Origin of the sequence: Kribbella qitaiheensis (assembly GCF_042657745.1) — a bacterium.
Classification (GTDB): Bacteria; Actinomycetota; Actinomycetes; order Propionibacteriales; family Kribbellaceae; genus Kribbella; species Kribbella qitaiheensis.
Genome location: NZ_JBHSKE010000013.1, coordinates 201,314 through 225,550, shown reverse-complemented (window position 1 = coordinate 225,550; position 24,237 = coordinate 201,314). Strand labels below are relative to the sequence as shown.

The window sequence follows — 24,237 nt, the reverse complement described above, 5'->3', positions numbered from 1 at the left end:
CGGCGAATGGCCGCTCGCCGTGACGACAGCCCACCGTTGCGCCGACACCTTGGAGGGGGACGGAAGCAAGAACCGCCGGCAATGGTTCGGAAGGGATTGATCGTGGCAACCGGATCGAGGTCCAGGGGGTTCAGGCCTGCGAGGATGCTACGGCGCTGGACCGCGACCGTACGCCGGCGGGCCGTGGTATCGATGCTGCTGCTTTCATTGCCGGGGCATGGAATCGGTCCTCACTTGCAGGTCGAGAGCCATCTGCCGAACGTGGCCGCCCATTCGCCGGCGGCGCGGGCGGCGAAGAGGCTGGACGACGCGTCCCCCGCTGACCGGGCCCGCGTGGATGCCACGCTGGCGGCGGCCGGCGCCGACGAGCGGCCGTACCTCATCGACGCGTTGGCGGCCGGGCACAGCGCCGAGGACGTAGTCACGTTCGCACGGCTGATTCGGGGTAAGCGACCCGAATGGCTGCGTACTCACCTCAGCCTGATCGATCCGGACGGGCCTGGCCGGGTGACGTACCGAGGCTCTCCGATGCGGCAGACGGACGACACTGCCTGCGGGCCGATGACGATCCTGATGGCGCGGGCGATGGCAGATCCGCTGTACGCACTGAACTTCACGACCGCCGACAGCGCCGACTCGGCGGATGCGAGCGTGGCACAGTTCCAGGCGCGGCTGACTGCCGAGGAACATCGCATCCACGACGCGACCAACCGCTTCTGGCCACAGCGGCTGGGCTCGACACCGGCCGGAGTCGGCAACGAGCTGAACCGGCACGCCGACGCGCTCGGAGCCCGGTACGAGCCGCACTTGGTCACGGGGATCATCGGCAAGTCGGCGCTACGGGATGCGGTCGACGCTGCCGACAGCACTCAGCCGGTGCCTGTACTGATCGGCGACCGGATCCCACGGCACTACATACTGCTGATCGGCCGCGACGCTGCCGACCTGCTCGTCTACGACCCTGCCCGTGCGAGGGTGAGTCGAATCAGCGAGCAGAGCTTCCTCGACGGCAAGGTCGATGGGCTCCGCCTCCGCCACGTCTACGCGGTGGTCACACCAACACCGTGATCCGGGCGCACTACCCCGGTAGCAGGTATTCCGACCTTGAGGTCAACGGGCAACCAGGATGGCCGCTGGCCACGGCGACACCCGACCTGTGCGGCGGGATCGTAGCCACGTGGACGTTTGGCCCACGCGACAGGAAGGAAGGCAGCGTGCGACAGGTTCGACTGGGACAGACCGATCTCCAGGTCTCCATGGTCGCGTTCGGGACCTGGGCGTTCGGTGGCGACTGGGGGACCGCCGATCTCCAGGACAGCAGGGACACGATCCATCGCGCCCTGGAGCTTGGTATCAACTTCTTCGATACCGCTCAGGGCTACGGGTTCGGTGCGGCCGAGCAACTCCTTGGCGAGGCGCTGCGGGACCGGACCAGCCGCGAGGAGGTGATCATCGCCACCAAGGGCGGACTACGCCTGGATGGCGACCGGGTGGTGCGCGACGCCAGCCGGCGATGGCTCCGCGAGGGAGTGGAGTCCAGCCTGCGCAGCCTCGGAACCGACTACATCGACCTCTACCAGGTCCACTGGCCCGACCTGCACACTCCACCGGAGGAGACCGCGACGGCGCTCGAAGAACTCGTCGCCGAGGGAAAGGTCCGGCACGTCGGTGTGTCGAACTACGACCTCGACCAGCTGCAAGCGCTCCGCCACTTCGGGCGAGTTGAGACGCTGCAGCCGCCGTACCACTTGTTCCGCAGGGACATCGAGTCGACCATCCTGCGCTACACCTCCGCGCATGATCTGGGTGTACTGGTCTACGGGCCGCTGGCCCACGGTCTGCTGTCGGGTCGCATGACTGAGTCCACGACATTCGGCTCCGACGACTGGCGCAGCAAGAGCCCCGACTTCACCACCGACACCTTCCGCTGGAACCTGGCGGTGGTGGAGCGGCTGACGGGCTTGGCGCGGGCGCGGGCCATCACCCTTCCTCAGTTGGCGGTTGCCTGGACTCTCGCCAACCCGGCTGTACAGGCCACCATCGTCGGCGCACGCCGGCCTGCCCACCTCGACGAGACTGCCGCGGCGGCTGACATCAAGCTCTCCGAGGCCGACCTGCAGGACATCGACACGATCCTGAAAGACGCCCTCCCGGTGTGGGGTCCGCACCCGGAAGGCATGTGAGAGGAACACGCAATGGCGAAACTGGCATTCATCGGTCTCGGCCTGATGGGCACACCCATGGCCACTCGGTTGCTCGAGGCCGGACACGACCTGACCGTCTGGAACAGGACCGCTGACAAGACCAGACCGCTGACCGACCACGGCGCGACGGCGGCATCGACGCCGATGGAGGCGATCGCGGGTGTCGACGCCGTGATCACCATGGTCACCAACGCGGAAGCGCTCGAGCAGGTGGTGTACGGCGACAGCGGTCTGGCCGCCGCGCTGACACCAGGGCAGTTGCTCATTGACATGTCGACGGTGGGTCCGGACGCGGTGCGCTCCGTCGCCTCCCGTCTGCCAGAGGGCGTGGCCATGGTCGACGCTCCAGTGCGGGGCAGCGTTCCCCAGGCCACCACGGGCCGGCTGGCCGTCTACGTCGGGGCAGATCCCTCCGACTTCCAGCGCGTGGTGCCGATCCTGGCGCCACTCGGCACGCTGCACCACGTCGGCGGGCTGGGAGCCGGCGCGGCCACCAAGGTCGTGGTGAACTCCACGCTCGGCGCGGCCATTGCCGCCTTCGGCGAGGCCCTTGCCCTCGGCGACGACTTCGGGCTGGATCGTTCCGTCGTACTCGACGTACTCGGCGATACTCCGATCGCGACCACCGTCGAGGCCAAACGCGCCAACGTCGAATCCGGCAGCTACCCTGCCAACTTCAAGCTCAGCCTGGCGCTCAAGGATCTCAACCTGGTCACCCAGATCGCCGACCAGAACGGCCGACGGCTGGAGGTGGCTGCCGCGTCACGTGACTGGCTCGAGCAAGCCGCTGAGGGCGGCGCGGGCGACCTCGACTACTCGGCGGTGATCCCCACGATCACCTCGGACGGGGGACGTCGTCCGGCGTGACCACGAGGGTAGGCCTCATGACCGCCATGAGCGCCCGGTGGCGGTAGTACAGTTCCCCGGCCGGACCGCGTGGGCGCGGAGCTTCCGGACCCCGCTACGGGAGTTTCTTCGCACGGAGACGGGCGGCGCTGCGTTCCTGTTGGCCGCCACACTCTTGGCACTGGTCTGGGCGAACGTAGCCGCCTCCTCGTACGACACGGTGTGGGGGACGGGGGTGTCGGTCCGCGTCGGCGGCTGGAGTGTGTCGCAGGACCTGCGCCAATGGGTCGACAACGGGCTGATGACGTTGTTCTTTCTCGTCGTCGGTCTGGAGGCACGCCGCGAATTCGACATGGGCGAACTGCGGGATCGGCGGCGACTCGCGTTGCCGCTGGCCGCCGGCATCGGCGGCATGGTGGTACCGGTCGCGATCTATCTGGCCGTCAATGCGGGCCATCCTTCGGCGCAGGGCTGGGGTACGGCGATGTCGACGGATACGGCGTTCGCGCTCGGGATGCTCGCCCTGGTCGGGCGGCGTTTCCCGGCCCGGCTGCGCGCCTACCTGCTCACGCTCACCGTCGTCGACGACGTCGTCGCACTCGGCGTCATCGCGACCGTCTACAGCACGGACATCTCCCTGCTGCCACTGCTGGCCGCGATCGGGATCTTCGGGCTGGTTCTGCTCGTACGCGCCGCGGGCGTTCGCTACGGGCCGGTCTACGCGCTGCTCGGAGTGACGGCTTGGGTGGCGCTCTACTTCTCCGGGGTGGAGCCGATCGTGGTCGGCCTCGCCATCGGGCTGCTGACCTACGCCTATCCGGCCGCGCGGAGGGACCTCGAACGAGCGACCGAGGAGTTCCGGCTGTTCCGTGAGCAGCCGACCCCGGAGCTTGCCCGCTCGGCGCAGACCGGCGTCGTCTCGGCGATCTCGCCGAACGAGCGGCTGCAGCTCCTGTACCACCGGTGGACCAGCTACGTGATCGTGCCGATCTTCGCGCTCGCCAACGCGGGGATCGTGATTGACGGCGACTTCCTCGCCCGGGCCTACCGCTCGCCGATCACTCTCGGCATCCTGTTCGGCTACCTCGCAGGGAAGCCGATCGGGATCGTCGGCTTCTCGTGGTTGGTCACGTGGGTCAGTCGCGGCCGGCTGCGCCCACCGGTCGGCTGGGTAGCCGTGGCCGGCGGCGGCACCATCGCCGGTATCGGCTTCACGGTGGCACTGCTGGTCTCGACCCTCGCCTTCACCGGCGAGCAACTGCAGGAGGCCAAGCTCGGCATCCTGTCCGCGGCGCTGGGTGCGTCGATCGTCACCTGGGTCGTGGGCGGAGTGGTCAGGCTGCTCCCACGACGCAGGCGGAGGCGGGCGCTGTTGGGCACCGCCGAGTCCGTCGTCGACCTTGCCGCGCCGGTCGATCCGGACCGGGACCACCTTCGCGGACCAGAGGACGCCCACATCACCGTGGTCGAGTACGGCGACTTCGAGTGCCGGTACTGCGGCCAGGCCGAGCACCTCATCCGCAAACTGCTCGCCGAGCACGGCGACGTACGGTATGTCTGGCGGCACCTGCCGCTCGCAGATGTGCACCCTCATGCGCAACTGGCCGCGGAGGCGGCGGAGGCCGCGGCCGTGCAGGGAGCGTTCTGGGAGATGCACGACCTGTTGATCGAGCACCAGGAAGCACTGCGGATGCCTGACCTCGTCCGCTACGCCGCCGAGCTGGGCCTCGATGTCGAACGCTTCCGCGACGACCTGCGCCGGCACGTCGGCGCCGTGCGGGTCGCGGAGGACGTCGACTCGGCGGACCTGAGCGGGGTCTCGGGTACGCCGACATTCTTCGTCAACGGTCGGCGGCACCACGGCGCCTACGACAGCGCCACTCTGTCGGCCGCGGTGGTGGCGGCCGGGAGGCGAGCGGGGGCGAAGAGGTCGTAGGCTCAGGGAACTCCCGGGCTTCTGCGGAGCCGCTGCGAGACCCCGAGCATTGCCACGAACAGCGCCGCCGCCCAGGTCGCGAGGACCAGGATCGGCTGAGCGTGCTGATCGCCCGGGAAGTAGATCGCCTCGCGCAGCGCCAGAAGCCGACGATCGTAGCGACGAACATGAGGTAGAAGACGTCGAGACCGCTCGGGTCGTCCGGGTCGAGGGGGTGCGTGTCAACGACGCGCACCCCGGGTCGACGACGTCGATGCGGTCCAGCACCCGGGCGACGGACGCTCCTGCCGCGCTGGCCACGCGGCCGCGGAGGCCGGTTCGCCGGCATTCAGCCGCCGTTGCCGGTCAAGGAGGCGACCTCGGCCGGCGTCAGCTTGATCGACGTGGCGGCGATGTTGTCCTCCAGGTGCGACACCGATCCGGTGCCGGGGATCGGCAGGATGGCCGGCGACCGCGCCAGAAGCCACGCCAGCACGATCTGCCGGGGCTGCGCGTGGTAGCGCTGGGCAAGTTCCTGCACGGGCTGGTTGTTGTCGAGATCCTGGATCGGCGCCCACGGCAGGAACACCAGCTGCTCCTGCTCGCAGAGGTCGGCCAGCGACTCCGACTGGCGGTCGTCGATGTTGTAGCGGTTCTGGATCGATGCGATCGGGGTCAGTCGCTGTGCGCGCCGCAGTTGGTCCTCGGTGACGTTGGACAGCCCGATGTGCCGGATCTTGCCCTGTTCCTTGAGGGTGACGAGAGCACCGATCGAGTCCTCCAGCGGCACGTCCGGGTCGGGCCGGTGGAACTGGTAGAGCGGAATCTGCTCGAGCTTGAGCCGGCGCAGACTTCCCTCGCAGGCCTCGATCAGGTGCTCCGGCCGGCCGTCGGCCGGCCACTGTCCCGGACCTGGGCGATAGAGGCCGCCCTTGGTCGCGATCACCAGGTCGTCCGGGTACGGGGAGAGCGTCTCGCCGATGAGTTCCTCGCTGACGTGAGGCCCGTAGGAGTCGGCTGTGTCGATGAAGTTGACGCCGAGCTCGACCGCCCGGCGCAGTACCGCCTTCGCCTCGTCGCGGTCGGTGGGCTGACCCCAGATCCCGGCACCGGTGATCCGCATGGCACCGAAGCCGAGGCGGTTGACCGTCAGGTCTCCGCCCACATCGATCGTGCCGGCCACTGCGGCGTCCACGGGTTTCGAATCTGACATGGATCATCACTCCTTCGAGCTGCGGCCCCCCGGCCGGGGGCTCTGGTGGGGTTGGCGTGGATCAGTCATGCGGCCCGCGTCGTGGTACCCATGATCGACGCGTACCAGTTCGGCGTCAGGTTGGAGATCCAGCTCATCGGGTCGCCTGCTGGTAGGGGATGCCGAACGGTGCGAACACCTCGTACAGCTGGCGGTCGCTCTCCTCGTCGTACCGCACCGTGTAGACGCCGGCCTGGCGGAGCTGCCGGATGGTCAGCGCGACGCCTGCCTTGCGGGCGACGTGCATCTCGACAGCCGTGTGCATCGCGATGACCGACGGCATCTCCGAGGCCTGTCGAGCGGACTGCCAGATCCTCAGCCAGACGGGCCGCGTCATTGCCTCAGGCATCATCACAGACCGCCTTCGAGGATGATCAGCACGTAGTCGACGACGCCGGCGCCGAGTTTCAGTCTGTTGTCCACACAGACCAGCATCGGCGGCCGGGTGGGGGGCCGGCATCACCACCAGCCGCCATTCGCAGTGGTGGCCAGGAGGGAGTCCGCACCCCTGCTAGCTGGTGGCACAATCGAGCTAGTTCGGCGGTCCGCCGCGGGCGCCTGCGGCGACAAAGCCCGTCGGCGTGTGGCGAGGGAAGCGATGTGATGGCACGGAGCCGCCTGAATCTGGCCACCGCTCCCTGGTTGCGCGGGCTGCTGGCCAGCGTCGCGCTGGTAGCGGTGGTGACCGCTGTCATCGCGCTCCTCAAGCCGTACGTCCCGGCGCTGAGCCTCCTGGTCCTGTACCTGGTCGCTGTACTGCCGATCGCCGTGGTGTGGGGAGCACGGCTGGCGGCGATCACGTCGGTTGTCAGCGTCGCGGTGTTCGCCTTCCTGCTGCCCCACGAGGGTTCGGTCCTGGTCGCCGACTCCCGGAACGTGGTGGCGCTCGGCGTGTTCCTGGTGACCGCGGTCGTGGTGGCCGAACTGGCGGCGCGATCGCGGCGGGCGGCGGTGAAGTCGGCGCGGCTGAGCACGGAGCAGTCGGCCTTGCGGCGGGTCGCGACACTGGTCGCGGAGTCGGATGCGCCGACGGCGGTGTTCGAGGCGGTCACGCGGGAGGTCGGGCTGTTGTGTGGGGCCGATCTGGCCCGGATGGAGCGCTATGAGGCGGACGGGACCGTGATCGGCGTCGCTGCCTGGAGCAGGGTGCCGGTCCAGCTCACCGTCGGCACGCGGTTCACCCTGGAGGGGCTGAGTGTGGCCAGCGAGGTGCGGCAGAGCAGCCGTCCGGTCCGGCTGGACAGCTTCGCGGGCTCGACCGGAGAGATCGCCGAGGAGGCGCGTGCGCTGGGTATCCGGTCGTCCGTCGGCTGCCCGATCGTGGTCGCCGGGCACGTGTGGGGAGTGATCGCGGCCTCGACGAAGAGTGTCGAACCCTTCGCGGCGAACACGGAGTCACAGATCGCGAGCTTCACCGAACTCGTCGCCACTGCCATCGAGAACGCCGAGGCACGCACCGAACTGCGCCGGCTGGCCGATGAGCAGGCCGCCCTCCGGCGGGTGGCGACCCTGGTCGCCCGCGGCGGCGCACCCGATCTGGTGTTCGCCGCGGTGGCCCAGGAGCTCGGTCGGCTGACGAACGCCGAGATCACCGCGATCTTCCGGTTCGAGTCCGACGGGACGGCGACGATGATGGCCGGCCGCGGCTTGCTGGCGGAGGAGATGCGCGTCGGCCAACGCCAGACGCTGGAGTCGCCCTCGGCGATCGGGACCGTGCAGGCGACGGGTGAGCCCGCTCGGTACGACGTGGACGACACGCTGCGCCGGCGCCTGCCCGCGTTCCTGCGCGACTGGGGCGTCCGGTCGGCGGTTGCCAGTCCGATCATCGTCGAACGCCGCTGCTGGGGTGGCATCAGCATCGCATCGCGACGTGACCCCTTTCCGCCGGCCACCGAGCAACGGATGGTCGAGTTCACCGAGATCGTCGCCACCGCGATCGCGAACGCGGAGAGCCGGGCCGAGCTCAAGGCCTCCCGCGCGCGGGTGGTCGCCGCCGGAGACGAGATGCGGCGCCGGCTGGAGCGGGATCTGCACGACGGAGCGCAACAACGGCTGGTATCGCTCGCGATCGAACTACGCCTCGCCCGAGACGAGGTGCCCGCCGACCTGCCCATGCTCCGGACCGGCATCGGCCAGGCAGCTGACGATCTCATCGAGGTGGTGGACGAGTTGCGCGAGATAGCCCGCGGCATCCACCCCGCGGTCCTGGCCGAGAGTGGCCTCGGCCCGGCGCTGCGGACGCTGGCTCGCCGGTCGGCCGTTCCGGTCGACCTGAAGGTCGGGACCCAGTCGCGCTACCCGCCGCCGCTGGAAGTAGCGACGTACTACGTCGTGTCCGAGGCACTCACCAACACGGCCAAGCACGCCGGCGCATCGCGCGCGGAGGTCACCCTGGAGGAGCGGGCCGGCACATTGTGGCTGCGCGTCCGGGACGACGGCGCCGGCGGTGCGGCACCGGACGGCGGATCCGGGCTGGTCGGTTTGCGGGACAGGGTGGAGGCCCTCGGCGGGTCGATCGACGTCATCAGCCCGGTCGGACACGGCACAGCGATCGACGTCTCGCTCCCCCTTTGAGCGTGCAGGTCAGATGGTGCTGCCGGTGAGGAAGCGCCACATGAGCGCACGGCCGGTTGCATCGGCCGGCACTACGCCGACGCCCGGCCAGCGGTGGGTGAGTCCGTCCCAGCGGACCAGCGCCACCCGGCCGTCACCCTGGCAGGACGCCCACTCGGTGACGGTCGCCGGTCCGACCGTGGTCCTTGACCGCGTGTCGGCGCAGCCTTCGACGGACCGCCAGTCGGCTGCCGTGTCGGGGCCGGTGGTGCCGCGCCGGGGCACGTACCCGGGTGCGGCGTGCGGGTCGGCGCTGCCGTAGCCGATGAACACCGGCGGCGGTGTCCGGCCGGCCGCGCAGCGCGCCGGCTCGGCGGTCCCGTACGTGGCCACGCCGGCGATGCCGGGCACTGCGCAGGCGGCGGTGAGCGCCAGCCGGCCACCGTTGCTGTAGCCAACGAGGTAGGTCCGGCTCGCGTCGACCGGCACGTGTTTGCCGATCGCGGTCAGCAGCACCTGCAGGAACGCAACGTCGTTCACATGCTGCTTCGCGGCCGTCGCGCAGCAGCCGGTGTTCGCGTTCCACGACCGGCCGATCCCGGCCGGGTAAGCGAGGACTGCAGATCCGTTCGCGGCCAGGTCGGTGAGGCCGGTGCGGACCAGTTCCTCGGCCGGCGTGGTGTTCCGGCCGTGCAGCACCACGACCAGCGGCACCGGTCGGTCGGTGTGCGGAGTGAGCACGATGGCGGTTCGTGACCGACCGCCGGAGGTCAGCCCGACCATCTCTGTGCGGGTGCCTGCCGAGGCCAAGACCGCGGGTGCCGGCAGCGTGGCCGGCCCCCAGACAGGCGCTCCGCCGGCTCTAGCGGCCACGCCGACGTCCGGGCCGTGCCCGATCGCCAGCGTGGCCGGAACGGCGGCCGCGAGTGCCAGCAACACGAGTACGGCGAGGCCGCGGCGGAAGTGGGTCTTCACGATCGGCCGGTCAGTCGGGTACGGCGGCCACCGTCGGCGGCTCCGGTTCGGGGTCCATCGGTCGCGGGTCCACTCGCAGCGAGAGCAGCGTGCCGACCGCCAGCAGACCCACCGACAGCCCGAACGGCAACTGCCAGTTCCCGGTCCGGTCGATGAGGAACCCGAAGACGATCGGGGACACGATGCCCGCGACGCCGAAGCCCGTGTTCATCAGCCCGCTGGCCACGCCGGCGTGGTCGGGCGCGATGTCCATCGGGATGGTCCAGAGCACCGAGTTGGTCAGCTCCAGGAAGAAGAACGACACCGTCAGGCTGATCGTGACCAGGACCAGGTTGTGCACCAGCAGCGACGGGATCAGCGCCAGCATCGAGCCGGCCAGACCGATCACCAGGTTCACCCGCCGGGCCGTCCGGAGGCTGCCGGTCCGGGCCAGCAACCGGTCCGACAGCATCCCGCCCAGGGTGTCCGACACCACCCCGGCGGAAAGCACGAGGGTCGTGAACAGTGCGAACCCGGCCAGCGCCAAGCCGTACTGGTCCTTGAAGAAGGAAGGCAACCAGGTGAGATAGACCCACAACATCCATCCGTAGCAGAAGTCGACGAGCGTGACGGGTGCGATGCGAGCCACCAGCCGTCGCCACGGTACCTTCCGCCCGTTCGGCCTGGATCTCGTTCCGGGCGCCTCGTCGGCGTACTGCGAGTCCAGCTCGCCCAGTTCGGTCTCGGACACACGCTCGTCGTCCTGCGGCCGGTTGCGGAATCGGCGTACCCAGGCGACCGACCAGAGCGCGGACAGCACGCCGAGGGCGACGAAGCCGGCCCGCCAGCCCACTGTCGCGATCAGCCCGGCCATCCCGAGCGGGGCGATCGCGGCGCCGACCCGGGCCGCCGAGTGCACCACGCCCTGGCCGTAGCCACGGCGGTCGCCGGGCAACCAGGACGACATCGCCCGGGTCGCGGTCGGGAACGCGGCACCCTCGCTCAGCCCTAGCAGCAGCCGGGCCGCGCCCAGCGCGAGCAGCCCGGTAGCAAGGCCGGTACAGATGCTGGCGATGCCCCAGGCCACGGCGAGGATGCCGAGCACTCTGCGCGGGCCGTAGCGGTCGCCGATCCAGCCACCGAAGACCTGCAGCAGCGCGTACGGAAGCGAGTACGCCGCCAGCGCGAGCCCGAACTGGGTCTCGCTCAGGTGCAGCTCGGCGCCGATGACCGGACCCGCGGTCGAGATCGCGGTGCGGTCGACGTACGAGATCGCGTAGAGGACGCAGAGCAGCATCAGCACGCGCCCACGGACCCGGTGCCGCAGCGGGGAACGGGCCGTCGCCACGGCCGCGGATCCGGCGGATTCGGCCCTGACGGTCATGTCACACCTTCCAGGGGAGGGCGGGTTCGGCCCTGACCGGCACCCTCTGCGGTCGCCGGCGTGGTCTGCCGGTCAGGGGGAGGCTGGCCGGTGTCCGCCGGGCGATCTCGGCGACCAGCAGCGAGCCCCCCAGCGCGAGCAAGGTGGTCACGACGGCGGTCACCGCCGCCGGAGGCGAGGACACCCACGGAAGGCCGAACAGCCCGAGCAGCAGGAGCGGATGAACCAGGTAGACGCCGAAGGACAGGTCTGAGGCGCGGTCCACCCAGCGCACGTGCGGAGCGCCGGCAGCCGTCCACCGGGTCGCCGCGGCGCCGAGCCCGGCAACCAGGACTACCGCCCAGATCTGCATCACCGGCTGGACAGGGTCGGCCGCGGTGTCTGCGCGAGTGCCGGTGGCGACCAGGACGAAGTACAGGACCTCCATTGCGACCGCGCCGGCCGAGGTCCCGGCCAGGACCGCCCGCCGGTGCTCGGTCAGCCAATCCATGACCGCGTCCAGGTGCAGCGCGGCGACGCCACCGGCGACGAAGAGGAACGCGTACGTCGGCAGCAACTGGGCCTCGTACGCGCGGTAGGTCGCGAGCGGACCCGGCGCCCACTGCGTGTAGTGCAGCCAGCCGGTGACCACGACCGCGAAGGCCAGGCCGGCGCCGAGCTGCGCCCACGGATGCCGGCGAGTGCGCCGCAACAGCCAGAGGAAGGCCGGGAACACCACGTAGAACTGGATGGTGACGAGCAGGAAGTACAGGTGGTACCAAGCGGTGCCGGTCAGCAGGGCAAGCCCGGCGCCGTCCCACGGCCTGCTCCGACCGCCGGTAGCCCAGGACACCACGAGGTAGATCGCCGACCAGACCAGGTACGGCACGCCAACCAGTGTCAGCCGCCGACGCAGCCTGCCCGTGCGGCCGGACCGCTCCGCCGAACGGACCAGAACGATTGCCATCAACACGAAGAAGGCCGAGCGGGTGTAGTGCAGCAGCATCAGCGCCGCGTTCCCGCCGACGTCGAACGGGGCGAACGAGAGGCTCACCGCGTGCACGCCGACGACCGCGCCGAACGTCACCACCCGGACCAGATCGATCTCCGGCACCCGGCCGCGCCCCTGCGTCACGGCGACCCGGTGGCCCGCAGACCCGAGGCGCGCACCATTTCGGCGACCTCCGCCCGCCGGACCTTGCCACTGCCGGTGAGCGGCAGTTGCTTGACGACGGTGAGCTCCGCCGGGCGCCGGTCGCGGGGGAGCGCGGCTCGGCACCGCTCGGCCAGTCGGTCGGCCAGCCCGGGGTCGTCGCTACTGGCCACGACGTAGGCGACGGGTACCTCGCCGAGAACGGGATCCGGCCGCCCGACCACCACCGCGTCCCGGACGCCGGGATCCTCGCGCAGCACGTCCTCGATCTCCCGCGGCAGAATCTTCTCCCCGCTGCGGTTGATCAGTTCGCCGGACCGGCCCACCAGCCAGACGTAGCCGTCCTCGTCCAGTCGTCCCAGGTCGCCGGTGTCGAGCCAGCCCTCGGCGTCGAACCGCTCGGCGCCGACGTCGGTGGCGTACGCGCGGATGACGCCGGGGCCGCGGATCAGGACCGTACCCGGCTCTCCGGCCGGCAGCTCGCGTCTGTCGTCGCCGACGACCTTCACCTCGCCGCCGACCGGCAGCCCGACCGAGCCGGGCCGCCGCTCGCCGTCCAGCGGGTTCACCGTGATCTGGCTTGCTGCCTCGGTCATCCCGTACGACTCCAGGACCGGGACGTGGTGCAGGTCCTCGAACCGGTGCAGCACCGGGACCGGCAAGGGTGCCGACGCACTGCGGACGAACCGGATCCGGGCCGGATCCTCGGTCGTCGTGGCGTCCTCGGCCAGCAGTGCGACGATCGCGGGCACCGCGTTGACCCAGGTCGCCTGATGGGCGTCCACCGTTGCCCAGAATCGGCTGCGTGAGAACCGCCGTTCCAGCACCAGCCTGCCCCTGGCCCGCAGCGTCGCCAGCAGCCCGACGACCTCGGCGTTGACGTGATACAGGGGGAGCGGGCAGTAACCGACGTCGGCCGGGCCGAGCTGGTGCGAGTCGGCAACCGCGGTGGCGACGTACGCGAGTTGGGCGTCGCTGAGCAGGACCTGCTTCGGCTCGCCCGTGCTCCCCGAGCTGGACAGCAGTACCCCGGCCGGCCGCCGGGTCGGTACTCGGTCGGCGAGCCGCTGGAGCCCGGTGTCGGTGAGGATCGCTACGGTGTCCGGCGCGGCCCGAAGCCGATCCAGCGCGCGTGGGGCGGCAGGATCGAACGGCGCCGCGACCCGACCGGTCGCGACGAGGCCGAGCAGCGCCGGCCCCGCGTCCAGCGGGTCGATCACGGCAGTCGCCACGGTCGCGCCCGGCGGCACGTCCGCGTCGGTCAGCCGCTGGTCCCAGTCGGCGACGGCCGCGGCCAGGTCGCGGTAGCGAACCCGCCGCGGGCTGCGCGCGTCGGCGAGGTACACGGCGTTCCCGCGCTCCGCGGCCGCCTCCTGGATCCAGTGGGCGATCTGACTGACCTCAGCCACGGGCATACCAAGACGCTAGGTGGGTAGTCTGTCTGGCCGCTGAGGGCCGGCTGCAGATCCGCTGTGAACCGCGCACAGGGCAACGATCTCCGTCTTCTGCCTGCCTGTCAGCGCGGCCAGCCACCGGCGGTACCCCATGCCACCTGTAGTCGGCGACCTCCTGCTAGCCGGTACCGCTGGGCGTCTACTGGCTCGCGATCGGGAGTTCTACGCGCAGCGACGTGCCCCTTCCGGGTGGGCTCGCGATACCGATCGTGCCGCCGAGGGCCGTGACCCGGTCTGTCAGCCCGGTCAGCCCCGATCCCCGCGCGGGATCCGCTCCACCCACGCCATCGTCACCGATCGTCAGCCGCAGGATGCCGTCGTCCACCTGGGCACTGACCTCGACCGTCGAGGCTCGCGCGTGCTTCGCGGCGTTGGTGAGCGCCTCGGAGACGACGTAGAACGCCGCGACCTCGACGTGGTCACCGAGCCGCCCGTCAATCGCGAGGTCGAGCTGCACCGGGATCGCCGACCGGCGGGCAAGCGCCTTCAGAGCCGGCGCCAGACCACCCTCGGACAGGATCGCCGGGTGAATGCCGCGGGACAGATCCCGCAGTTCGTCGAGGGCGTCCGCGAGCCCCTGGTTGATCAACGCCAGCTGTCCGACGAGCTGGTCGTTGTCGCTGGGCGCGATCGCCTCCGCGCCGTGCAGGTCCAGTGCAAGCGAGACCAAGCGTTGCTGAACACCGTCGTGGAGGTCGCGCTCGAAGCGTCGGCGGGCGTCGTCGGCTGCCGCGACCAGGCGCGCGCGGGAGGCGATCAGCTCAGCGCGGCTGTCGGCGTTCGCGATGGCGGTATCGACCAACTGGGCGAAGAGAGCCATCCGCTGCTCGGTGTCGGCCGGCGGCGAGTGCTCCCGGTTCCAGCCCGCCGAGACGACGCCCCAGAGCCGGCCGTCCACCACGATCGGCGCTCCGACGGCCACCCGCAGGCCCGCGGCGTGGGCGTGTTCAGCGATCAGTCCGCGCGCTCCCTCGTAACTCTCCATCCGGGCGGACCGCCCGGACCGCCGCACCACCGCCTCCACACTGTCGCCCTCGTGGCTGATCCGCACACCTGGCGGCACCTCCTCAGCGCTCGAGCCGCGATGCGCGAGAACGGTGAGTTCGATGCCGGACTCGTAGCGACACACCAGGAGGTGATCGGCGTCCATCAGGCTCCCCATCTCCCCGGCCACGGCGTCGAAGACCACGGGGGGCGCCGCGCCTTCCGCGACGAGCGTCGCCACTCTTCGCAGCGCTGCCTGCTCCTCGGCCAGCCGCCCTACCTCCGCGCGTGCCTCGGTGTTGGCGATGGCCGTGGCCACCAGGTCCGCGAACTGCGCGATCCGCGCCTCGGTCTCCGGCGGGAGCGGCTCGGGTTCGGGCCTCGCCACGACGATCGCGCCCCAGCGACGTTCACCGACCACGACTGGACAGCCGACCGCCGAGCCGACTCCCTGCTCGCGCGCGCCGGCAGCGATAGCACCGGGAGCCGAGCGGTAATCGTCGATCCGGCGTGCCCGGCCCTCCCGGAGTACGAACGCTGCGACGCCGTCGCCGTCGACCGGCAGTTGGGTGCCGACCGGGTAGCGGGCGGCCATGCCGGCGCCACCGACAGCGACCACGTTCATGGTCCCGTCGCCTTCGTCACGGAGCAGCGCGCAGTCGACCCTGCCGAACACACCCGCCGCTTCGTCGGTGACCGTGGCGAACACCTCCGTCGGCGACGACTCCATGGCAACGAGCGTCGCCACCCGCCGCAGCGCGGCCTGCTCGTCGGCCAGCAGACGGAGATCCTGGTGCGCCTGGGCGTTGGAGATCGCGGTCGCCACCAGTTCCGTGAAGGCGGCGATGTGCCCCTCGCTGCCGACCGGCAACCCATCCGATCGGGTCGAGGCGGCCACCACGGCACCCCACAGCCGACCGTCGACGGTGATCGGCGCGCCTACCCCTGACCGGGCACCGAGCTGCGCAAAGCAGTGTGAGATCGATCCCTCCGTGCCCTCGAACCGCTCCGTGCGCACCGGCCGGCCGGTCTCCAGCACCAGCGCCGCCGCGCCGACACCCTCCACTCGCAACCGTGCCGCGTGGGGGAACTCCGCCCCCGGCACGGTCCACAGTCCGACGACGGTGCCGGTGCGATCCGGCTCGTACCGGAACACGACCGTGACCTCCGCGTCGTACAACTGGCCGATCTCCGCGGCCACGAAGCCGAACGTCTCGGCCGGTGCCGCTCCGCGGGCGACCAGCGTCGCGACGCGCCGAAGGCCCGCTTGCTCCTCGGCGATCTCACCCCGGGCACGCTCCGCTGCGGCCGCGCGGCGAGCCGCATGTGCCGCCAGCCCGCCCAACAGGACTGATACCGCCAGGTAGACGACCAGATCCAGCAAGTTGACGGAATCGGGGAACTCGAGCGGGTGCGTCGGAGGCAGATAGAACCAGTCGTAGGCGAGCAGGGCCGCCATCCCCACCGGGACCGCGTAGACGACACTCGCGAACCGGGCGATCGCGATCACGGCGACCAGGTAGACGATGCCCAGGAGGCCGGCGACGACGGGAGCCTCGACACCCGCGAGAACCACCGCCGACAGGGTGAAGGTTACGGCGCCTGCTGCGAACGACAGCGCGGTCTCCGCCCCGAGCGGGAGGCGGCGGGCCCGCTCCCATCCGGCCGCCAAATGAGGCTCCACCCGCAGCAGACTGCCGCCATCCAGGCGAGCACGCAATGCCCGGCCATACCACCCGCAGGTCTACGACCGCGACGGCGATCCTCGTCAGGCGACTTTGCAGAGGCTGATCATCGGGCCGCTGGAGTCGCACGTCTCGTGCCGGGGGAGGTACTCGTCGTCGACGAGGTCGTGCGGAGGGATCGGGAAGTGGCAGACCGCGCAGATGCGGTAGCCGAAGTCATGCGATACGGGCCGGACCAGGCTGAGAACCGTTGCGTCTCCCGGTGCGCCTGCGATGTCGACGTCAGCACTCATGATCTGTACCTCCTGTTACCGACGATCGCGCAGCGGCGTAGCCCGGTCTGCCCTGCAGGCGGCCAACCCACCTACCGGCTAGCTGGAACTGGGCGCGGCCGATGGAGGCGGCATCAGCATGGTTGCAGCTAGCAGGACATCGGTTGGTTCGGCTAGCCGGGTGGGACGGACGACCGCTCGCAACGATGGTTGGGGACATTTACAACGGAATCCCGAGAGCCGAGCGGTCACTGCGATGACGATTGTCAGCCTGAGCCTGTCCTACCGGATCACCCCGGCCGAAGTGCTGGAAAAGCTTGCCGTTCCGGCCTCACAACGCGGTCGCGTGCTGTCGCGGCTGCACGCTGCGCCGTCCATCGACGAAGTGGTCCTGCTGTCCACCTGCAACCGGGTCGAGGTCTATGCGGCCACGCACGATCCGGTCGAACAAGTGACTCGGGCCGTTGCGGAGCTGTTGGCCGCCGAGGGGCCGCTCGAGGTCGGCGAGGTCCTGCGGATGGCCCGCGTTCGAGTGGACGGTACGGCCGCCGAGCACTTGTTCTCGGTCGCGTGCGGGCTGGATTCGATGGCCGTCGGCGAGGACCAGATCGTCGCCCAGCTCAAGGCTGCCGCCCGTGCGGCCGCAGCGGCGGGAACCACCGGTCCGGCCGTCAATGGCCTGATCGACGCCGCGCTGCGGGCCAGCAAGCGGGCCCGCACGCAGACCACGATCAGTTCGTGTGGCCGGCGTGACGCTCGTCGACCTCACCGCACTCGGCCGTCACCTGGCAGACCGAGAGATCCCGGATCAGGTTCCCCACGTCCGTGCCATTGTCGCCGCAGAGGCTGCCGCGTACCTGGACCGGCAGGAACAGGCGGCGGCAGCGCCCGTCATCGCCGCGATGCACGCGCAGATCAGGCAACTCGCGGACGCCGAACTGGTGCGGCTGCACGATCGGCTGCCGGACCTCACCGAACAGCAACGAGCCGAGACGGCCGCCACCGTCCACCGCATTCTCCGCAAGATCCTGCACCGGCCGACAGTCCGCGCCAAGGAGTTCTCCACCCGCCCTGACGGGCCTGTCTATCTCGATGCGCTCCGCCAACTGTTCGGACTCGAGGGTTAGTGAATCTGGAACTCCCAGAGGGAGAAGCCGTACTGCGTGGCTCGCTGGATGCAGGGCAGCCGGACGTAGCGGGTGGTCGTCGGGGCGAAGTCGGCTGTCTCCACCCACCTGTGCCGACGGCGTTGGAGTACACGTCGCGCCAGGTGCTCCCGTCATCGGAGACCTGGATTGCCTCGATCAAGGATGTTCATCGCCGCCAGCGTGGTCGCCGCAGTGGTTGCCCCCGGCATCATCACCCGGCCGAAGCTGCACGGACATCGTCTACGAGAACATCGATATCGAGTCGCTCGACCACCACCGCGGCAACCAGAACTGGCTGCTCATCCACACCCGCGAACGCGTCAAGGAGCCAACAGTCCTGTACCGCGCCTAGGCCGGTCCGGGGGTTTCGATCGATTGCCAGAGGTAGAGGCAGGCCAGTGTGCGGTGGGGTCGCCAGGGCTCCGCGATCCGTTCTACCTCGGTGGGGCGTGGCAGCCCGGGCAGACCGTACTGTCGTTCGACGGCGCGGCGGATCTCCAGATCGCCGGCCGCCAGGACGTCGGGCCGGTTCAGGTGGAAGATCAGGAAGATGTCGGCGGTCCAGGTGCCGATGCCCTTCACCGCGACGAGCTGGGCGACCACTTCGTCGTCTGGCAGCAGGTGCACGCGTTCGAGGTCGATCTCACCGCTGACGATGTGTTCGGCGAGCGACCGGAGGGAGGCCGTCTTGGCTCTCGAGAGGCCGGCGGCCAACCGCAGCTCGTCGGGATCCGCCGCAAGGATCTCTTCCGGGGTCGGGGGATCGCCGCCGAAGCGCTCCCGCAGTCGTTGGTAGATCGCGCGCGAGGCGATGTTCGAGATGTTCTGGCTGACGATGGCGCGCACGAGGACGCCGTAGTGGTCGGTCGGCATGTTCGGATCGACCGGGAGCGCCGGGTCGGGGACTGTCGTCACCGGGCCGCCGTTGTCCTCCATGACCTTGTCGATGATCGAGCCCAGGACGGGGTCGGCCTGGCGCAGGTGCTCCTCCGGGGCGACCCGCTCACTCGATGATGTCGTTCCACTGGTCAAGGCACACGCTCCTCTGCCGTGTGGCCAAAGTTACTCTCACAACTACGGCTGGTCTCACCAGCAAGGCGAGCTGAGCAAGCGATGGGATGGCGGTGACGTATCAATACCTCCGGAGAACCACCGATGACACTGGCTGACGTCGGGCCTTCCGTGCTGGCCGGTCTTGGTGTCCCTGGCGTGACCAATGTGCTTGGTCTGCCGGCCGCGCCCAAGGTGTGCCTGCTGCTGATCGACGGCCTGGGCTGGCGGCTCCTGCGGGCGCATGCAGCCGACGCGCCGTTCCTCTCCTCGCTGGCCAAGGAGTGCGACCCGATCGAGGCGGGGTTTCCCGCGACGACCGCGACGAGCCTCGCGACGCTCGGTACCGGACGGCTGTCCGGCGAGCACGGGGTGGTGGGCTACTCGTTCGCCGTGGACGGTGAACTCCTCAACGCGCTGGGTTGGCACCGGCAGGGCGAAGGACGTCCGGTCGACCTCCGCGACCGGCTCGTACCCGAGCAGGTCCAGCCACACCGGACCATTTTCGAGCGTGCTCGTGATGCGGGGGTGCCGGTCCAGCTGGTCGGGCCGCGGGACCTCGAAGGCAGCGGGCTCACCCGCGCCGTACTGCGTGGCGGACAGTTCCGTGCTGCCTACGCATTCGGTGACCTGATCAGCCAGGTACTGCGCGCGCTGCGCGAGCACGACCGAATCCTCTGCTACACCTACCACGCGGACCTCGACGGGCTCGGCCACGGCTACGGACCGGGGAGTGACGAGTGGTGTCACCAGCTGAGCATCGTCGACCAGGTCGCGGCGACGATCGCGGGCGGGCTTCCCAAGGACGGCATGCTCCTGGTCACCGCCGATCACGGGATGGTCGCCGCGGCGGACCACGACCGGGTCGACTTCGACGCGGAGCCCGAGCTGCGCTATGGCGTACGGATGCTGGGCGGTGAAGCCCGCGTCCGCCACCTCTATACCGAAGCCGGTGCGCTGGACGACGTGGTCGACAGGTGGCGCGAGCATCTCGGCACCAGAGCCCTGGTTCTGCGTCGCGACGAGGCGATCGGCCAGGGCTGGTTCGGGCCGCGCGTCGCCGACATCGTGCGCCCACGCATCGGCGACGTCGTGGTCGCCGCGCAGGGATCGACGGTGGTGGTCCGTTCGAAGCTCGAAGCCCGCCTGAGTCGCTTCGTCGGTCACCACGGCTCGCTGACCCTCGAGGAACAGCTCGTCCCACTCCTCGTAGCCTCGAACACGAACGAGTGAGGGTCGGGCCGATGGTGAAGGATGATGAACGGATGCTGGGGTTCTCGGAGATCGCCGCGCTTGCTCGCGATCGGCTCGGTTTCGACGCGCTGCGCCCAGGCCAGGCGGAGTCGGTACGGGCGGTGCTCGAGGGTCAGGACACCCTTGCTGTCCTTGCTACGGGAACCGGCAAGACGGCGATCTACCAACTCGCCGGGTTGGCGTTGGGTGGACTGACGGTTGTGGTCAGCCCGCTGGTGGCGCTGCAGCGCGATCAGCTGCGTGCTCTGTCCGAGCACCCAGCAGGTGTCGAAGTTGCCGAGTTGAACGCCAGTGACCACGCCGGGCAACGCCTGGCCCACGACATGCTGACGCAGCGGCGGCCGGGATTCGTGCTCATGTCGCCGGAGCAGCTCACCCACGCGGACGTACTCGAACTGCTGGCGTCGTCCCGGCCGCATCTGGTGGCCGTGGACGAGGCCCACCTGGTCAGCGAGTGGGGACAGGACTTCCGGCCCGACTATCTGCGACTCGCCGCGGCCATCCGCGCGATGGGCCGGCCGCCGATCCTCGCGCTGACCGCTACCGCGGCTCCACCGGTTCGGAAGGAGATCATCCACCGGTTGGAGATGCGCGCCCCGTCCGTGGTGGTGGGTGGGTTCGATCGCCCCAATCTCAACCTCTCGGTGTTCACGTTCGCCGACGAGGAAACCAAGGGGCGTCGCCTGCTGAGTCATGTCCGGTCCTCGCGCGGACCAGGCGTCGTGTACGTCGCGACGCATCGCCACGCCGAGGAGCTGGCCGCTGAGCTCGAAACCGCCGGCGTCCCCGCGCAGGCGTATCACGCGGGCCTGTCCGTCCGGCAACGCCGCGAAGTACAGGACGGCTTTCTCGCCGATCGGTACCGGGTCGTCGTCGCCACCATCGCGTTCGGGATGGGCATCGACAAACCGGGTATCCGCTGGGTCAGCCACGCCGAAGCTCCTGGCTCGATCGATGCGTACTACCAGGAGATCGGACGTGCGGGCCGCGACGGCGAGCCGGCCGACATCGAACTGTTCTACCGCCACGCCAACCTGGGACTCAACCGGTTCTTCGCCTCAGGTGGCGTCAGCGACGAGGATCTTCTCGCCGTCGCTACCGCGATCGACGAGCACCACCCCGCGGACATCGCCGAGCTGGCCGCCACCAGCGGGCTCAGCCCTGCCAGGGTCGAACGCGCTCTGGGCCGGTTGACGGATGCCCGGGTGGTCATCGTCGGGCACCGCTTCCGTCTGAAAGCGCGAACTGATGTCGAGAAGGCCGTCGCAGCCGCGTCAGCAGTCGAGCACGACCGCCGCGAGGTCGCCCGTTCGAGGGTCGAGATGATGGCTGCCTACGCCGAGCACGGTGGCTGCCGACGCGAATGGCTGCTCAACTATTTCGGAGAGCAGTACCAAGGTCCCTGCGGCAACTGCGACAACGACCTGAGTGGCCGCACGGCCGCACCTGCCCCTGATCAGCCGTTCCCGGTCGGCAGCCGGGTCAAGCACCCCACCTTCGGGTCCGGCTTGGTCGAGCGCTACGACGGCACCACCATGACCGTTCTGTTCGACCGCGTCGGCTACAAGGAACTCCGAACCGCCTTCATGACCTACCGCCACCTCCTCGAACCCGAACTCTAAGGGCGCGCCCTCGCCGAGCTTTCCGAACTCACCGCCTGACGTCCTGGGCGGGTCCTCCCAGCATGCGCCAGAGGGGTTAACAAGTGTTCACCTTCGGGTCACCCACTGGGTACTGACCCGGCGGGAAGTTGGTGACAACGTTGCCAGTAGCCCGCCACGTTGTTCCGCCCCCATCGGAGTGCGCTTGATGAAGAAAAGTCTGCCCGCGACCTCGGTCGCAGGCCTCGGAAGCACGGACCCATCCGTTGCCGTCCGGGCTCGTGGAATCGTCAAGTCGTTCGGCGAGGTGATCGCGCTCGACGGCATCGAGCTGGATGTGCCGCTGGGGCAAATCCACGGGTTGGTCGGACCTAACGGCGCCGGAAAGACGACCCTGCTCGGGCTGCTGCTGGGTCTGGCGGTCGCCGACAGTGGCACGCTGGAGATCCTGGGTACGCCGGTCGGGCGAGCGCTCGCCGCTCCCGACGGTGTCACGGGTTTCGTCGACGGCCCTGGCCTGTACCCCTCGCTCACGGCCAGGCAGAACCTCGCCGCGCTGGCGGCGCTGCGTGGTCGCGGGGCGCGGACAGTCGGGATCGACGACGTGCTCGGTGAGGTCGGGCTCACCGATGTCGCCGACGACCGGGTCCGCGGCTTCTCCCTCGGTATGCGTCAGCGCCTCGGGCTCGCCGCCGCTCTGCTCACCAAGCCCCGGCTGCTGGTGCTCGACGAACCGTCCAACGGGCTCGATCCGGCCGGCAAGAAGCACGTCCACGGTGTCCTCACCCGGCTCGCGGCCGACGGGACCTCCGTGGTGCTCTCCAGCCACCGGATGGACGACCTCGAGGCGCTGTGCTCGGACGTCACCATCCTCGCCACCGGACGGGTCGTCTTCTCCGGCCCGCTGAGCAAGCTGGCCGCCGAGAACAACGATGAGCTCGGTTACCGGCTCCTCACCTCCGACCCCGAGGCCGCCCGCCGGGTAGCGGGCGAAACGACCGGCGTACGCGTCGCCGACGACACCGGGCAGAACACCGCGGTGTTCGTGGTGCACGCGATGGTGCCGGCCCTCGACGAACTGGTGGTGCGGCTGGTGCAGGCGGGCATCGCGGTGCGCGAGCTCGCGCCCGTGGTGTCGCCGCTTGAAGCCGCGTTCCTCGCCCTCACCGAGCAGCAGGAGTCGAACCGATGACCGCGACCGTCGCCGTTACCGACGTTCCCACTGCCGGCCGGGTGTCGGTGGCGCGTGGCTACCGCTTCGAGCTGGTCAAGATGGTCTCGCAGTGGCGGGTGCGCCTGGTGGTCCTCGTCTGCTGGATCGCGCCGGCGCTCTTCGTCGCCGCCGTGAGTCAGCAGGGCTCGCTCCCCGTCGACACCCTCTTCGGTCGCTGGATGCACGCCACGGCCTGGGCCGGACCGCTGGTGGTGCTCGGCTTCTCGGGCACCTGGGCGCTTCCGCTGCTGACCTCGTTGATCGCCGGCGACGTGTTCGCCTCCGAGGATCGGCTCGGTACCTGGCGCCACCTGCTGGTGGCGGTCCGGTCGCCTGGGCGGATCTTCGTGGCGAAGGCGCTGGCCAGCCTCACCGTCATCCTGCTGCTCGTGGCCGGGTTGGCCGTTTCCAGCGCGGTCGGCGGGCTCGTTGCGGTCGGCAACCAGCCGCTGATCGGTCTCGACGGCCACCTGCTGACGCCGGCGGACGCCGCGGGTACGGTGCTGCTCGCCTGGATCTGCGTACTCGCCCCCACCCTGGCCCTCGCCGCGATCGGCTTGCTCGGGTCCGTCGCGCTGGGGCGATCACCGATGGGACTGCTGCTGCCCGCGCTCGTCGCGCTCACGATGCAGCTCGCCCAGATGCTGCCGATACCGGTCGCCATACGCCTCGCCCTGCCGGGCTATGCCTTCACCTCCTGGAGCGGTCTGTTCACCAGCCCGGCACAGCTCGGCCCGCTCCTGATCGGTATCGCGGTCAGCCTGGTATGGGCGGTCGCCGCGACCGCCTTGGCGTACCGGCTGTTCCTGCGGCGCGACTTCACCAACCTCACCGATGACGGCGCCGGCCGCCGCGCCATCACTGCCGGCCTCCTGCCGCTGGTCGTCCTGCTCGGCCTCTCCATCGGGGTCATCACACCGGCCACCGGGGCCACCGGCTCCGGGATCGAGCAGAACAAGGTCCAGCAGTCGCTCGCAACGTCCTTCGCCCACCTCTACCGCCTGCAGACGAAGCAACTCAACCGGCCCGACGTCACCGAGGCGCAACTGAAGGCCACGGCGGCATGCACCAAGGGCGGCGACCAGGTCGCCGCCCAGGGTGCGGGCAACGACTGGCGTTGCGTCGTGACCTGGCATCTCCCTGACGTCGAGGCCGCGGGGACGGCCATCTACCAGCTCGACGTCACCCCTGACGGGCGATACGTCGCCGACGGCGACGGACCGAAAGAAGTGAACGGCTTCTTCCTGGTCCGGACGCCGCAAGGCGACGCACCGAACCCGCTTTGGCAGTTCGACGGCAAAGTCGATCTGCTCTCCGCCACTCCGAAGGAGTAACT

20 protein-coding genes and 1 pseudogene are annotated in these 24,237 nt (G+C 69.9%); 12 read left to right on the top strand and 9 right to left on the bottom strand.

The features are described 5' to 3' along the window. Window positions 1-234: 234 nt before the first annotated feature. From ACFPJ1_RS13635 to nhaA, 4 genes are all read left to right on the top strand, one after another. A complete protein-coding gene (locus ACFPJ1_RS13635; RefSeq protein WP_380103961.1) occupies window positions 235-1,068 on the top strand; it encodes a hypothetical protein in 834 nt (277 codons plus the stop codon). A 146-nt stretch (window positions 1,069-1,214) separates the two neighbouring features. Further along, on the top strand, window positions 1,215-2,183 hold the full coding sequence (locus ACFPJ1_RS13630) for an aldo/keto reductase (RefSeq protein WP_380103960.1): 969 nt from the start codon (window positions 1,215-1,217) through the stop codon (window positions 2,181-2,183). Window positions 2,184-2,195: 12 nt separating this feature from the next. Next, entirely contained in the window at window positions 2,196-3,071 is an 876-nt protein-coding gene (locus ACFPJ1_RS13625; RefSeq protein WP_380103959.1) for an NAD(P)-dependent oxidoreductase, read from the top strand. A gap of 37 nt (window positions 3,072-3,108) precedes the next feature. Further along, window positions 3,109-4,986, top strand: coding sequence for a Na+/H+ antiporter NhaA (gene nhaA / locus ACFPJ1_RS13620; protein WP_380103958.1), 1,878 nt, complete (start codon window positions 3,109-3,111; stop codon window positions 4,984-4,986). A 328-nt stretch (window positions 4,987-5,314) separates the two neighbouring features. Here nhaA and ACFPJ1_RS13615 read toward each other — a convergent pair whose 3' ends face one another. Both ACFPJ1_RS13615 and ACFPJ1_RS13610 read right to left on the bottom strand, forming a co-directional pair. Beyond that, window positions 5,315-6,178, bottom strand: coding sequence for an aldo/keto reductase (locus tag ACFPJ1_RS13615; RefSeq protein ID WP_380103957.1), 864 nt, complete (start codon window positions 6,176-6,178; stop codon window positions 5,315-5,317). A gap of 133 nt (window positions 6,179-6,311) precedes the next feature. Beyond that, window positions 6,312-6,569 (bottom strand): hypothetical protein, encoded by a 258-nt coding sequence (locus tag ACFPJ1_RS13610; protein ID WP_380103956.1) that lies wholly within the window; start codon window positions 6,567-6,569, stop codon window positions 6,312-6,314. Window positions 6,570-6,820: 251 nt separating this feature from the next. On the opposite strand from ACFPJ1_RS13610, the gene ACFPJ1_RS13605 reads away from it, so the two are divergent. Then, window positions 6,821-8,791, top strand: a complete 1,971-nt coding sequence (locus tag ACFPJ1_RS13605) for a GAF domain-containing protein (protein WP_380103955.1) — start codon at window positions 6,821-6,823, stop codon at window positions 8,789-8,791. Window positions 8,792-8,800: 9 nt separating this feature from the next. Here the strand turns inward: ACFPJ1_RS13605 and ACFPJ1_RS13600 are convergent, their stop codons facing one another. The 6 genes from ACFPJ1_RS13600 to ACFPJ1_RS13575 form a co-directional block, all read right to left on the bottom strand. After that, on the bottom strand, window positions 8,801-9,745 hold the full coding sequence (locus tag ACFPJ1_RS13600; protein WP_380103954.1) for a CE1 family esterase: 945 nt from the start codon (window positions 9,743-9,745) through the stop codon (window positions 8,801-8,803). A gap of 10 nt (window positions 9,746-9,755) precedes the next feature. After that, a complete protein-coding gene (locus tag ACFPJ1_RS13595; protein ID WP_380103953.1) occupies window positions 9,756-11,108 on the bottom strand; it encodes an MFS transporter in 1,353 nt (450 codons plus the stop codon). 1 nt (window position 11,109) lies between these two features. Beyond that, entirely contained in the window at window positions 11,110-12,222 is a 1,113-nt protein-coding gene (locus ACFPJ1_RS13590) for an acyltransferase (protein ID WP_380103952.1), read from the bottom strand. Continuing rightward, entirely contained in the window at window positions 12,219-13,655 is a 1,437-nt protein-coding gene (locus ACFPJ1_RS13585) for a class I adenylate-forming enzyme family protein (protein WP_380103951.1), read from the bottom strand. Before ACFPJ1_RS13585 ends, ACFPJ1_RS13590 begins: the two co-directional genes overlap by 4 nt. Before the next feature lie 178 nt (window positions 13,656-13,833). Next, window positions 13,834-16,362: a GAF domain-containing protein gene (locus ACFPJ1_RS13580; RefSeq protein ID WP_380103950.1), complete on the bottom strand. Its 2,529-nt coding sequence runs from the start codon at window positions 16,360-16,362 to the stop codon at window positions 13,834-13,836. An 84-nt stretch (window positions 16,363-16,446) separates the two neighbouring features. Beyond that, the gene (locus ACFPJ1_RS13575; protein WP_380103949.1) at window positions 16,447-16,656 is read right to left on the bottom strand and encodes a hypothetical protein; all 210 of its coding nucleotides are present in this window, start codon (window positions 16,654-16,656) and stop codon (window positions 16,447-16,449) included. 118 nt (window positions 16,657-16,774) lie between these two features. On the opposite strand from ACFPJ1_RS13575, the pseudogene ACFPJ1_RS13570 reads away from it, so the two are divergent. The 3 genes and pseudogenes from ACFPJ1_RS13570 to ACFPJ1_RS13560 form a co-directional block, all read left to right on the top strand. Continuing rightward, window positions 16,775-17,302: pseudogene (locus ACFPJ1_RS13570) on the top strand (hypothetical protein); the annotation flags it as partial. Window positions 17,303-17,384: 82 nt separating this feature from the next. After that, the gene (locus tag ACFPJ1_RS13565) at window positions 17,385-17,762 is read left to right on the top strand and encodes a hypothetical protein (protein WP_380103948.1); all 378 of its coding nucleotides are present in this window, start codon (window positions 17,385-17,387) and stop codon (window positions 17,760-17,762) included. 217 nt (window positions 17,763-17,979) lie between these two features. Continuing rightward, window positions 17,980-18,135 (top strand): hypothetical protein, encoded by a 156-nt coding sequence (locus tag ACFPJ1_RS13560; protein ID WP_380103947.1) that lies wholly within the window; start codon window positions 17,980-17,982, stop codon window positions 18,133-18,135. Here ACFPJ1_RS13560 and ACFPJ1_RS13555 read toward each other — a convergent pair. Then, window positions 18,132-18,815: a DNA-3-methyladenine glycosylase family protein gene (locus tag ACFPJ1_RS13555; RefSeq protein WP_380103946.1), complete on the bottom strand. Its 684-nt coding sequence runs from the start codon at window positions 18,813-18,815 to the stop codon at window positions 18,132-18,134. The genes ACFPJ1_RS13560 and ACFPJ1_RS13555 overlap by 4 nt on opposite strands. A gap of 123 nt (window positions 18,816-18,938) precedes the next feature. Here ACFPJ1_RS13555 and ACFPJ1_RS13550 point away from each other — a divergent pair, with 123 nt between their 5' ends. The 4 genes from ACFPJ1_RS13550 (at window position 18,939) to ACFPJ1_RS13535 (ending at window position 24,235) form a co-directional block, all read left to right on the top strand. Continuing rightward, entirely contained in the window at window positions 18,939-20,066 is a 1,128-nt protein-coding gene (locus tag ACFPJ1_RS13550; RefSeq protein ID WP_380103945.1) for an alkaline phosphatase family protein, read from the top strand. 11 nt (window positions 20,067-20,077) lie between these two features. Continuing rightward, window positions 20,078-21,709 carry a RecQ family ATP-dependent DNA helicase gene (locus ACFPJ1_RS13545; RefSeq protein WP_380103944.1) on the top strand — a complete coding sequence of 544 codons (1,632 nt, stop codon included), beginning with the start codon at window positions 20,078-20,080 and terminating at the stop codon, window positions 21,707-21,709. A 187-nt stretch (window positions 21,710-21,896) separates the two neighbouring features. Next, a complete protein-coding gene (locus ACFPJ1_RS13540) occupies window positions 21,897-22,880 on the top strand; it encodes an ABC transporter ATP-binding protein (protein WP_380103943.1) in 984 nt (327 codons plus the stop codon). Further along, window positions 22,877-24,235 carry an ABC transporter permease gene (locus tag ACFPJ1_RS13535; RefSeq protein WP_380103942.1) on the top strand — a complete coding sequence of 453 codons (1,359 nt, stop codon included), beginning with the start codon at window positions 22,877-22,879 and terminating at the stop codon, window positions 24,233-24,235. Before ACFPJ1_RS13540 ends, ACFPJ1_RS13535 begins: the two co-directional genes overlap by 4 nt. The last annotated feature ends 2 nt before the right edge of the window (window positions 24,236-24,237 follow it).